Genomic DNA, 12,689 nt, shown 5'->3' on the forward strand with positions numbered 1-12,689 from the left:
TGTTCGGCCAGCGGCGCCGGTCGGGCAGCATCGCGGCCACCCGCTCCGGCGCGGCGATGCTCGCTTCGTTCGGCTTGAAGCGCGACGCGGCCAACACGTACTGCATGCGCCGGCCGAGCGCGTCGATGATGTCGGCGTCCAGCCGATCGATCGCTTCGCGAATGTCGGGCAGCCCCGTGCAGGCGTCCGGTGTTTTCATGTGTACTCCTTTCCGTAACGAAGGGATTGGTCGATCCGTTCGACCAGATGGGCGATCACCGCCGGGTATTGGTGTCGCAGGTAGAAGTGGTCGCCGTTGAACGTCTCGACGCGGATCGGGCGCGCGGCGACGTCCTGCCACGCGTGCGCCTCGTCACTGTCCAGCTCGGGATCGGCGAGCGGCAGCATCACGCCGAGCGGCGCATCGATGCGCGGCGGGCGGTCGCGCCGATACGTTTCGATCGCGCGGTAGTCGTGGCGGATCATCGGCAGGTAGATCGCGCGCATTTCCGGATCGGCGAGCAGCGCGGCGTGCTCGCCGGACAGCCGGGCGACGTCGCCGACGAGCGCGTCGTCTGACTGCAGGTGCAGATCCGACGGGCGCTGGCGATGCGGCGGCGGCAGCGCGGACACGGCCACGTACAGCGGCGCGGCGCCGCGCGCCTCGAGCCGCACCGCGACCTCGTACGCGAGCGCCGCGCCGAGGCTGTGCCCGAACAGCACGAGCGGTGCATGGGCATAGCGTTGCAGCGCGTCGGCAGCGGGGCCGGCGAGCGCGTCGATCGAGGGCAGGCACGGCTCGCCGAAGCGTTCCTCGCGGCCCGGATACTGCAGCGCGAGCAGATCGACGTCCCACGGCAGCGCACGGCTCCAGCCGCGAAAGAAATTCGCGGTGCCGCCCGCGTGCGGAAAGCAGACGAGCTGCGCACGCGGGCACGGCGACAGCCGCAACTCGCGAATCCAGCTCGAACCGGTCGGGTGCGTGCTCATGCGACCGCCGCCTCCAACTGGCGGCGCAGCAGGTCGCGCAGCGATTTCTTGCTGGTCTTGCCGATGCCGGTTTCCGGAAAGCGCGGCATGAATTCGATGCGGTCGGGGATCTTGAACGCCGCGAGCCCGCGGTCGCGCAGGTAGCGTTTCAGCACGAGTCGGGACGGGGCCGGCGCGCGTGCGACCACGAACGCGCAGGTTCGCTCGCCGAGGATCGGGTCGGGCATCGCGACGACCGCCGCATCGTGCACCTGCGGGTGCGCGAGCAACAGGTTCTCCACTTCCTCGGCCGAGACCTTCTCGCCGCCGCGGTTGATCTGATCCTTGTCGCGGCCTTCGACGACGAGGTCGCCGTCCGCGGTGCGCCGCACGCGGTCGCCGCTGCGGTAGAAGCCGTCGGCCGTGAACGCCGTCGCGTCGTGCTCCGCGAGCCGGTAGTAGCCGCGGATCGTGTACGGGCCGCGTACCTGCAATTCGCCGATCTCGCCGGCCGCGGCCGGTGCGCCGCTTTCGTCGACGATGCGTACTTCGTCGCCTTCGGAGACGGGGCGGCCCTGCGTGTGCGCGATGCGCTCGGGCGCATCGTCGAGCCGCGTGCAGCAGATGAGCCCTTCGGCCATGCCGAACACCTGCTGCAGCCGGCAGCCGAGCACGGGCGTCACGCGTTCGGCCGCGTGGTCCATCAGCCGTGCGCCGCCGACCTGCAGCACGCGCAGGCTCGACAGGTCGGTCTGCCGTTGCGGCTGCTCGTCGAGCCACAGCAGCGCGAGCGGCGGCACGAGCGCGGTATGCGTGACGCGTTCCTGCGTGATCAGCGCGAAGCTCTGGTCGGGCTCGGGCCGCGCGGTCGTTACCACCCGGCCACCTGCGAGCAATGCGCCGATCGTGCCGGGGCAGCACAGCGTGAAGTTGTGCGCCATCGGCAGCGCGGCGAGATAGACGGTGTCGGCATCGAAACCGCTCGCGGCGCTGCACGCGCGCACGTTGTACAGGTATTCGCGATGGCGGCGCGGAATCAGCTTCGGCGTGCCGGTCGTGCCGCCCGACAGCTGGAAGCACGCGATGTCGTCGGCGCGTGCAGAGCAGTGGAGCACGGGCGGCGCGTCGTACAGCGCGTCGAACGACGTGAACGCGTGATCGTCGCCGGCCATCACGATGTGCTCGAGCGTCGGGCAGTCGGCCTGCAACGCGGCCGCGAGCGGCCGGCAGTCGAAATCGCCGAGCTGCGACGCGCCGAGATAGGCACGCGCACCGGCGAAGCGGCAGAACGCGCCGATCTCGTAGTGACGGTGCGCGGGCAGCGCGAGCACCGGCCGCACGCCGAGCTGGAACAGCGCGAAGCACGTCTCGATGAAGCGCGCGCCGTTCGGCAACTGGACGACGACAGCGTCGCCGCGCACCAGGCCGAGGCGCGCGAGGCCGCCCGCGAGGCGGCGAATGCGCGCGAGCAGATCGCGATAGCGCAGCCGCAGCGTGCCGTCGACGACGGCGAGCGCGTCGGGATGGCGTTCCGCGCACGCATCGAGCGCGTCGAAGAACGTCGTGTCCTGCCAGTAGCCGGCGTCGCGGTAGCGGCGCGCGAAGTCGTCGGGCCAGTCGGGCGCGTCGGCCGGCACGGCCGCCGCCAGGGAGGAAGGGGAGGATTGCATGCGCTGACCTTGGGTTCCGGCAAGTTGTCAGAAAATGTAAATGAGAGGTATTATCATTTGTAACAGGTGCTGCGATAGCGCCGTTTCTTTCGATATCGCGGCAATTTCGTTCGATCGGGCGTCGGTCGCGCGGCACCCGCCCGGTCCGGCCGGACAATCGGCCGGTTGCCGCCGGCGCGCGCCGGTCCGCGCGTGCCGCCCAACCAACGGACCTCCGATGAGATCGACCTCCTTCGCTTCGTCACGACGTCACCCGCCGGTGCTCGTGCCCGGCAATCATCCGGGTGTGGTGCACATCGACGCGGGCATGAAACTCATGAGCGGCACGCTGTGCTCGGATAGCCGCGACTGGTACGAGGAGCCGCTCGAAAAAGGGCTGAAGCTCGTCCTCGTGCAGAGCGGGCAGTTGCGCTGCCGCGTGCCGGGCCAGCCCGAGCAATGCATCAAGGGGCCGGGCCTGTGCGTGATCGCCAACGACGGCGAATTCACCACCCACCAGATCTACGACCGCGACGTGCCGCTGCGCTACACGATCGTGCAGCTCGGCCTCGATGCGCTCGACCGCAACCTGAGCCTGCTGCCGGAGAAGATGCTCGCGCCGACGGGAGGCGATCCGCGCATCGTCAGTTGCCCGGCGTCGAAGGCGCTGCAGGCGCTCGCCGTGCAGATCGCCACCTGCCCGTTCGAGGGCGCGGTGCGCGAGTACTACCTGAAGGCGAAGGCGTTCGAGCTGACCGCGCTGAGCGCGCAGTTGCTGGCCACGCAGCGGCAGCACGCGCCGGCCGACGTGCGCGTCACGTCGTCGGATGTCGAGCGCGTGTATGCGGCGAGCGACATCCTGACGCGCGAGCTTCAGCATCCGCCGACGCTCGACGCGCTCGCGAGCCGCGTCGGGATGAATTCGCGCAAGCTGACGGCCGGCTTCCGCAAGGTGTTCGGCACGAGCGTGTACGCGTATCTGCAGGAATACCGGCTGCGGACCGCGCACGCGATGCTGTGCGCGGAGGATGCGAACGTGTCGACCGTCGCGTACCGCGTCGGCTACAGCCCCGCGCATTTTTCGATCGCGTTCCGCAAGCGCTACGGCATTTCGCCGAGCGATATTCGCGTGTCGTCGAACGCGATCGACAACGAGGAACTGGCGGGCGCGGCGATCTAAAACAACTGACCGGCAGCCTAAAGGAATCGACCGGGCTCATGGGTGTTAATGAGATAGATTCTCATTCACAGGTGGCCGCCGCCGCGCGGAACCGCCGTCGAACGACCCATACAAGGCGTGCCCATGAGCCAGACCGTTGTCGATTCCACTACCGACCATTCCGATCCTTCCTGTTGTTCTCCCACTGAATTTCGCGCGCGGCTCGTTGCGCTGATCGCCGAGCTGCTCGACGAATCCGTCGACGAGATCGCGTCGCTCGACGATGACGAGGACCTGCTGAGCTGCGGCCTCGATTCGATCCGGCTGATGTATCTGCAGACCCGCGTGAACCGGCTCGGCCATGCGCTGACGTTCGATGCGCTCGCGCGCACGCCGACGCTCGGCGCGTGGACCGCGTTGCTCGCGAATGCGCCGCGTGTCGCGCGGGCGGACGCCGTCGGCGCGGCCGAAGAAGTCGACGTGCATGCGCCGTTCGAGTTGTCCGCGGTGCAGCAGGCGTACTGGCTCGGCCGCGGCGACGGCGAAGTGCTCGGCAACGTGAGCTGCCACGCGTTTCTCGAATTCCGCAGCCGCGCGATTGACCCCGTTCGTCTCGACACGGCATGCCGGCGCGTGCGCGAGCGTCATCCGATGCTGCGCGCGCGTTTCGACGGCGGTCGTCAGCAGATCCTCGCCGAATCGGACGCGCCGGTGTTCGCGCACGCGGACTGGCGCGACCGGACGGCGGCCGATGCGGAAACCGAATGGGCGTCGCTGCGCGCGTTCCGCTCGCACGAATGTCTCGACGTCGAGCACGCGCAGGTGTTCATGATGGGGCTCGTGCAGATGCCTGGCGGCGAGGATCGCGTGTGGCTCAGCGTCGACCTGCTCGCGGCCGACGTGGACAGCGTGCGGCTGCTGATGCAGGAGATCGGCGTCGCGTATGCCGAGCCGTCGGCGCTGCCGGCTGCGCCGTCGACGTGGTTCCCGGCCTGGCTCGCGCGTCGCGCGGCCGAGACGCGCGATGCGCGGGCCGCGGCGCGTGACGCCTGGCAGGCACGGCTTGCGACGTTGCCGGAAGGGCCGGCGCTGCCGCTCGCCCGCGCGCCGGAAACGATCCGCTCGCCGCGTTTCAGCCGCGTGGCGCACAAGCTGAGCACGGATGAGTTGACGCGCCTGCAGGCGCGCGCCGCGCAGCATGGCATCACGCTGTCGTCGGTGTTCGGCGCGGCGTTCGCGGCCGTGCTCGCGCGCTGGAGCGGCCGGCCGGCATTCCTGCTCAACGTGCCGCTGTTCGACCGGCACGGCGATGCGCCCGATCTGGGCCGCGTGATCGCCGATTTCACGACGCTGTTGCTCGTCGAATGCGACGTGCGTGCCGATGCGAGCGCGGCCGACGCGGTGCGCGCGTTCCAGCAGCGGCTGCATGGTGCGATCGCGCAGGCCGCGTATCCGGCGCTCGACGTGCTGCGCGATGCGCGTCGGCAGGGCACGCCGCGCGCGGCGCCGGTCGTGTTCTCGTGCAATCTCGGTGACGAATCGTTCGTGCCCGATGCGTTCGCGCAGGTGTTCGGCGATCTGCACGACATGATTTCGCAGACGCCGCAGGTATGGCTCGACCATCAGCTCTATCGCGTGCCGGGCGGGGCGCTGCTCGCGTGGGACAGCGTCGACGGGCTGTTCCCGGACGGAATGATCGACGCGATGTTCGGCGCGTATGTCGCGTTCGTGCAGGCGCTGTGCGATCGCGACTGGCGGCTGCCGATCGCGGTCGAGTTGCCGTCCGCGCAGCGACGCGTGCGCGATACGCTCAATGCGTTGCCGGCTCCCGGCCGCGCGCGCACGCTGCATCACGATTTCTTCGCGCTGGCCGCACGCGAGCCGGCCGCCGTGGCGGTGCGATGCGGCGATCGCGCGGTGACGCGCGGCGAACTGGCCGCGCAGGCGCTCGCGATCGCGGGCGGCTTGCGCGCGGCCGGGATCGGGCACGGCGATGCCGTCGAGATCAGTTTGCCGCGCGGGCCCGAGCAGGTCGCGGCGGTATTCGGCGTGCTGGCGGCCGGCGCGTGCTACGTGCCGCTCGACATCGCGCAGCCGGTCGCGCGCAAGGCGCTGATCGAGCGCGCGGCGGGCGTGAAGGCCGTGATCGGCGACACCGCGTGCGCGGGCGGGCCGCTGCCGCATGTCGGTATCGCCGCGCTGTCGCGGCATGCGCCGCTGGCCGCGCCGCTCGAGGTCGCGCCGCAGGCGACCGCTTACGTGATCTACACGTCCGGTTCGACGGGCGTGCCGAAGGGCGTCGAGATGACCCACGCGGCGGCGATCAACACGATCGATGCGATCGATGCGCTGCTCGGTATGCGCGCGGACGACCGGCTGCTCGCGGTATCGGCGCTCGATTTCGATCTGTCGGTGTACGACCTGTTCGGCGCGCTGGGCGCCGGTGCGCAACTCGTGCTGCCGACGCAGGACGAAGCGCGCGATGCGGCGCGCTGGATCGAACTGATCGCGCAGCATCGCGTGACGCTGTGGAACTCGGCGCCCGCGCTGCTGGAAATGGCGCTGGCCGTGCCGGCGGCGAGCGGCGCGTGCCGCAGCGTGCGTGCGGCGCTGCTGTCCGGCGACTGGATCGCGCTCGACCTGCCGGCGCGCCTGCGCGCGCGCTGCGGCGATGCCTGTGCGTTCCACGCGCTCGGCGGCGCGACCGAGGCCGGGATCTGGTCGAACGTGCAGACGGTGCGCGACGTGCCGCCGCACTGGCGTTCGATTCCGTACGGCCGGCCGTTGCCGGGGCAGGCGTATCGCGTCGTCGATGGCGACGGCCGCGATGTGCCCGATTACGTGCCGGGCGAATTGCTGATCGGGGGCGACAGTCTCGCACGCGGCTACCGGAACGATCCCGAGCTGACCGCGCAGCGCTTCGTGCAGCACGCGTCCGGCCGCTGGTATCGCACCGGCGATCGTGGCCGCTACTGGCCGGACGGGACGCTCGAATTCCTCGGGCGCGAGGATCGGCAGGTGAAGGTGCGCGGTCACCGGATCGAGCTCGGCGAGATCGAGGCGGCGCTGGCCGCGCATCCGTTGATCGATGGTGCGTGTGCGAGTGTCGTCCACGGCGAGGCCGCGCGCATCGTCGCGGCGTTCGTGCCGAACGATTGTGCAGCAGCGGACACCGCGCCGGCATCGCTTGCGACCGCCGACATGGCCGACACGATGCCGGCGGAAGCGGCCGTCGCGCACGCCGTGGCCGGGCGGCTGCTCGACGGCGACGCGGGCCTGCCGCCGTCGCTGCGTGCGCACTGGCACGCGCCGCGAGACGCATCGATCGCCCTCGTCGATGCGCTCGGTCACCTCGCCTGGCAGGCGACCGATCTCGACGATCTGACGGCCGCGCTGCGCGCGCTCGCCGCCGATCCGGATACCGCCGCGCAACGCGTACTGCTGGACCCGTGCGTGGCGCCGCTCGCGTTCGCGACACGTTTGCCGGACGGTGTTCGTGCGCTGCGCGAATTCGCCGCCGCGCTGGACGCGCAGGCCGCGGCACACACAGGTGCGCTGCGCGTCGCGGTGCTCGATGCCCGCGCGGGCCAGGCGCTCGATGCGGGGCTCGGCGTGCTCGACGATCCGCGCTTCGACGTGACGCTGTTCGACGTGTCGCCGGGCCTGCTGCACAACGCGCAGGCACGCTTCACGCGAACGATGCCGGCGCTTCAGGCGATGCAGGACGGCTTGCTGCCCGCACGTCATCTCGGCGCATTCGACTGCGTGATCAGTTTCGCGGCGGCCCACCTGCGCGACGATCCGCGCGACACCTTCCGGATCGCGGCCGCGCTGCTCGCGCGGGACGGCCGCCTGCTGCTCGCCGACGTGCTGCGCGACTCGCCGCTGCGCGAACTCGTCGCGAGCGTCGCGGGCGATGCGTCGCTGCCGCGGCCGTTCGCGCACGATGCGCTGGCGGCGGCCGCCCACGCGTGCGGCTTTGCGCTCGATGCGCGCAGCTGGCGCTCGGCGGCATTCGCCTGCATCGATGCGCGCCGGGTCGGCGAGCCGATCGAACAGGCGGCGCTCGCGGACTGGTTGCGCGACCGGTTGCCCGACGCGATGCGTCCCGATGCGCTGTGGTGCGTGCTGCGCTGGCCGCTCAACGCGAACGGCAAGCTCGATCGCCGGGCGGTCGGGGATGCACTCGCGCGCGCACTCGGCGACGCACCGGCCGCGCACGACGCGTTCGTGCCGGCCGGCGAACGGCACGCGATATTGCTGGCCTGTTGGGAGCAGGCGCTCGGCCGCGCGGCGAACGCGCGTGACGCGACGTTCTTCGCGCTCGGCGGCGACAGCCTGCTCGCGACCCGCCTGCTCGCGCAACTGCGCGAGCGGCTCGGCGTGCGGATCGGGATGGCCGCGTTCTACCGGCAGCCGACGCTCGCTGGCCTCGCGGCGCAGCTCGACGAATTGACACCGGCGGCGCCCGCCGACGGCGATGCGTCGGTCGCGACGATCGAGGAGGGCGTGCTGTGAACTTCGACGACGTGCTCGATCTCTGCCGCGAACGCCAGATCGAACTGTGGTGCGACGACGGCGGCCAGTTGCGCTATCGCGCGCCGGCCGGCGCGCTCGATGCGGATCTCGCCGCGCGCATCAAGGCCGAACGCGACGCGTTCGTCCGTTTCCTTCAGGGCGGAGCATGGCGCAGCGATCCGGCGCATCAGTACGAACGATTCGCGCTGACGCCGGTACAGGCCGCGTACGTGCTCGGCCGCCACGAATCGTTCGAGTTCGGCGGCAGCGCGTGCCATCTGTACGTCGAATACGACGAGCCGAAGGATCTCGACTGCGTGCGCTTCGAAGCCGCGTGGAATGCGTGCGTCGCGCGCCATCCGATGCTGCGCGCGATCGTCGAGGACAACGCATGGCAACGCGTGCTGCCCGACGTGCCGTGGCAGCCGCTCACCGTGCACGACTTGCGCGAGGCCGACGCGAACGCATTCGACGCCCACCTGAACCGCGTGCGCGAGCGCCTCGATCATGCGGTGCATGCGCTCGACCGCTGGCCGGTGCTGCAGCCGGAAGTGAGTCTCGGCCCGGATGGCGCGGTGCTGCACCTGTCCGTGGATTTCACGCTGATCGACTACGCGAGCCTGCAATTGCTGCTCGCCGAATGGCGGCGCCGTTACGACGATCCGCAATGGCAGCCCGCGCCGCTCGATGCGACGTTTCGCGACTATGTGCTGCATGAAGCGCAGGCCGAGACGCGCGCCGAGCATGCGCGCGACAAGGCGTGGTGGCTCGCTCGCCTCGACGACCTGCCCGCGCGTCCCGATCTGCCGGTCGTACCCGCGATGCGCACCGACGGGCGGCCGCGCTTCACGCACCGGCATGCGCGGCTCGACCGCGCGCAATGGGCCGCGCTGAGCGGCCACGCGAGCCGTTTCGGATTGAGCGCGGCGAGCGTCGCGCTGGCCGCGTTCGCCGAGGTGGTCGGCCGCTGGAGCCAGACGCCGGCGTTCTGCCTGAACCTGACGGTATTGAACCGTCCGCCCGTGCATCCGCGCATCGATGCGGTGCTCGGCGATTTCACCGCGCTGAGCCTGCTCGCCGTCGACGCGACGCACGGGCGCGATTTCGTCGAACGTGCCCGCACGATCGGCGCGCGGATGTTCGACGATCTCGATCATCGCGCCTTCACCGGCGTCGACGTGATGCGCGAACTCGCGCGGCGGCGCGGCAAGGACGCGGCGCTGATGCCGGTGGTGTTCACGAGCGGGATCGGCAGCGTGGGGCGCCTGCTCGGCGAGCAGGCGACGCGCGCCGAACCGCCGCGCACCATGATCAGCCAGACGCCGCAGGTATGGCTCGATTGCCAGGTGACCGACCAGTTCGGCGGACTGGAAATCGGCTGGGACGTGCGCGACGACCTGTTTCCGGACGGCATGCCGGCCGCGATGTTCGACGCGTATGTCGCGCTGCTGGGCCGGCTGGCCGACGATGCCGAATGGTGGTCGCGTGACGGTGACATCGTGCTGCCGTCCGCGACGCCCGTCGCCGACGCGCATCCGGATGCCGATACGCATATCGCGGCCGGTTTCGCCGCGCAGGCGTTGCGCACGCCCGATGCGCCGGTCGTGATCGACGCGCTGGGTGCGCGCACGTACCGCGAGGTCGCGCAACAGGCGGCGGCGCTGCGTACCGCGCTCGAACAGGCCGGCGTCGGCGTGGGCGATACCGTCGCGGTGCTGATGCCGAAGTGCGCGCATCAGCTCGCGGCCGTGCTCGCGATCGTCCAGGCAGCCGCCGCGTACGTCCCGGTCGACAGCCGTCAGCCGGCGCTGCGGCAACAGGCCATTCTGCGCAATGCGCGAGTGCGTGCGGTCGTCAGCGTGCAGGCGCTCGCATTCGAAAACGAAGGTTGCGTGCGCATCGATATCGATGCGTTGCCGCGCGATCCGCAATGGCCGCCGCGCGCCGCGTGCGACATCGCCCCCGATGCGTTGGCTTACGTGATCTACACATCGGGTTCCACCGGCGAGCCGAAGGGCGTGATGCTGAGCCATGCGGCGGTGTGCAACACGCTCGCCGACATCAGCGCGCGGCATGCGGTCGGTGCGGGCGACGTGGTGCTGGGGCTGGCCGAACTGAGCTTCGACCTGTCCGTCTACGACTTTTTCGGCGCGACCGCGCGCGGCGCGTGCATCGTGCTGCCCGATCCGGCGCGCGGCAACGATCCGTCGCACTGGGCCGAACTGATGGCGCGCCATCGCGTGACGTTGTGGAACTCGGTGCCCGCCCAGGGGCAGATGCTGATCGACTACCTCGAAGGCGAACCGGCGCTCGACGTGCCGGGCCCGCGGCGCGTGCTGTGGTCGGGCGACTGGATTCCGGTGACGCTGCCGGCCCGCTGGTGGCAGCGCTGGCCCGATAGCGCGCTGTTCAGCCTCGGGGGCGCGACCGAAGCGTCGATCTGGTCGATCGAGCATCCGATCCGTCCGGAAGACACGCAGCTCGCGAGCATTCCGTACGGCCGCGCGCTGACCGGGCAGACGATGGAAGTGCTCGATGCACTCGGCCGGCCGTGTCCGCCGGGCGTGCGCGGCGAGATCCATATCGGCGGCGTCGGGCTCGCGACGGGCTACGCGAACGATCCGGTGCGGACGGCCGAACGCTTCATCCGTCATGCGGACGGGCGCAGGCTTTACCGCACCGGCGATCTCGGGCGCGTGCGCGCCGACGGCTCGCTCGAATTCCTCGGCCGGCAGGACGATCAGGTGAAGATCCGCGGCTACCGGATCGAGCTGGCCGAGGTCGATGCGGCGCTGACCGCGCATCCGCTCGTCGGCGCGGCGGCGACGATCGTGCTCGGCGAGGGCGCGGAGCGCCGGCTCGCGAGCTTCGTGTCGCTGCAGAGTGCGGAAGCGCCTGCGTCGGCGCGAGACGACGCGCTGCGTGACCTGACGACGCAGGTGCGCACGGCATTCGACACCGCACGCTGGCCCGCGCAGGTAGACGTGGCGCGTTCGGTCGCGCAGCTCGAAACGGCGTGCGTGGCGTCGCTCGCCGCGTGGATCGTTCCGGCCGGCGGTTTGACGACCGATGCTTCGACCGGTTTCGCGACCTTGTGCGAGCGGCTGCGTGTGCCGGCGGCACGACGGCATTTGCTGCGCCACTGGCTCGCGATGCTCGTCGCGCACGGCGTGCTGGAGGCGGATGCCGAAGACGGCTGGCGCATGCGGCCGCGCGCGAGCCTGGCCGATGCGCATGCGTGCTGGGACGCATTCGCGCAACACGCGTCGCCCGAGCTGTGGCCGGCCGTGCTCGTGGACTACTTCCGCACCAGCGCCGGATGCCTCGACGCGCAGATCTCCGGCAGCGTGTCGCCGGCCGGCCTGATGTTCCCGGAAGGGGCTTCGCATATCGCCGAAGCGATGTACAGCGACGGCGAACATGCCCGCGCGCTGCATCGCGGGATGGCGCAGGCCGTGCGCGCCGTCGTCGCACGCGAACCGCAGCGCTCGTGGCGCATTCTCGAAATCGGCGCGGGCACGGCCGCCGTGACGCGTGCGATCGTCGACGCGCTCGCGCCGCTGGTCGAAGCCGGCACGCGCATCGATTACCTGTTCAGCGACGTGTCGAGCTACTTCCTCGCCGCCGCACGCGAGCGTTTCGCCGCGTATCCGTGGATGCGCTTCGTGCGCTTCGACATGAACGCGCCGTGCGACGCGCAGGGCATTGCGCCGCATTCGGTCGACCTGACGATCAGCTCCGGCGCGCTGAACAATGCGCGTGATACGGTCGCGCTGATCGCGGGCTTGCGTGCGCTGTCGGCTGCCGATGCGTGGTGGGTGATCCAGGAACTGACGGCCGAGCATCCGGAAATCAGCATCAGCCAGGGGCTGATGATGGAGACGCCGGACGACGCGCGCGCCGCATCGGCGCGGTTGTTCGTGCCGCACGCGCAATGGCTCGAATGGCTGCAGGCGGAAGCGGGCGATCGCGCGCTCGGTTGTGTCGCGCCCGACACGCCGCTCGCCGCGCTCGGCTACGACATCCTGCTGGCTCACGTGAAGCGCGGCGCTGCACGCATCGCGCCGGATACGCTGCTGTCGTTCGTGGCCGAGCGCGTGCCGAACTACATGGTGCCGTCGCAACTGCGCGTGCTCGAACGCTTGCCGGTGACCGCGAACGGCAAGATCGACCGCCGCACGCTGGCCGGCATCGCCGATATCCGCGAACCGGCGCCGGCCGTGGTGCGAGCGGTGCCCGCACAGGCAGCCGATCCGCTGCTCGCGCGGTTGATCGGCTTGTGGGAAACCGTGCTCGATACGCGCAACGTGTCGCCGGATCAGGACTTCTTCGCTGCGGGCGGCGATTCGCTGCTGATCGCGCAGCTCGTGTCGCGGCTGCGCGGCGAGGAGCCGCTCGCGCATGCGCATCCGTTC

Annotated in this window: 6 protein-coding genes; 3 read left to right on the forward strand and 3 right to left on the reverse strand. The window is 70.6% G+C overall.

The annotated features are described in order from the left end of the window. The 3 genes from JMF86_RS17450 to JMF86_RS17460 form a co-directional block, all read right to left on the reverse strand. A partial coding sequence (locus JMF86_RS17450; RefSeq protein WP_201317084.1) for a chorismate mutase occupies window positions 1–199 on the reverse strand: 199 nt, incomplete at its 3' end. Continuing rightward, window positions 196–969, reverse strand: a complete 774-nt coding sequence (locus JMF86_RS17455; RefSeq protein WP_078041584.1) for a thioesterase II family protein — start codon at window positions 967–969, stop codon at window positions 196–198. The genes JMF86_RS17455 and JMF86_RS17450, both read right to left, overlap by 4 nt. Continuing rightward, the gene (locus JMF86_RS17460; RefSeq protein WP_011694812.1) at window positions 966–2,618 is read right to left on the reverse strand and encodes a (2,3-dihydroxybenzoyl)adenylate synthase; all 1,653 of its coding nucleotides are present in this window, start codon (window positions 2,616–2,618) and stop codon (window positions 966–968) included. The genes JMF86_RS17455 and JMF86_RS17460 overlap by 4 nt, the downstream gene beginning before the upstream one ends. Before the next feature lie 217 nt (window positions 2,619–2,835). On the opposite strand from JMF86_RS17460, the gene JMF86_RS17465 reads away from it, so the two are divergent. The 3 genes from JMF86_RS17465 to JMF86_RS17475 all read left to right on the forward strand — a co-directional run. Further along, window positions 2,836–3,777 (forward strand): helix-turn-helix transcriptional regulator, encoded by a 942-nt coding sequence (locus tag JMF86_RS17465; RefSeq protein WP_011547171.1) that lies wholly within the window; start codon window positions 2,836–2,838, stop codon window positions 3,775–3,777. Window positions 3,778–3,900: 123 nt separating this feature from the next. Beyond that, entirely contained in the window at window positions 3,901–8,274 is a 4,374-nt protein-coding gene (locus JMF86_RS17470; RefSeq protein WP_011547172.1) for a non-ribosomal peptide synthetase, read from the forward strand. Further along, window positions 8,271–12,689 (forward strand): non-ribosomal peptide synthetase (locus tag JMF86_RS17475; protein ID WP_201317085.1); only part of this gene is annotated, 4,419 nt, incomplete at its 3' end. The genes JMF86_RS17470 and JMF86_RS17475, both read left to right, overlap by 4 nt.

The sequence above is a fragment of the Burkholderia sp. E168m15 genome (assembly GCF_016586105.1).
Lineage (GTDB): Bacteria > Pseudomonadota > Gammaproteobacteria > Burkholderiales > Burkholderiaceae > Burkholderia > Burkholderia orbicola.

Excerpts from the sequence above, each read along its gene's own strand:
- JMF86_RS17470 (WP_011547172.1), top strand. The coding sequence starts at position 3,901 with ATGAGCCAGACCGTTGTCGATTCCACTACCGACCATTCCGATCCTTCC.
- JMF86_RS17455 (WP_078041584.1), bottom strand. The coding sequence starts at position 969 with ATGAGCACGCACCCGACCGGTTCGAGCTGGATTCGCGAGTTGCGGCTG.
- JMF86_RS17460 (WP_011694812.1), bottom strand. The coding sequence starts at position 2,618 with ATGCAATCCTCCCCTTCCTCCCTGGCGGCGGCCGTGCCGGCCGACGCG.
- JMF86_RS17465 (WP_011547171.1), top strand. The coding sequence starts at position 2,836 with ATGAGATCGACCTCCTTCGCTTCGTCACGACGTCACCCGCCGGTGCTC.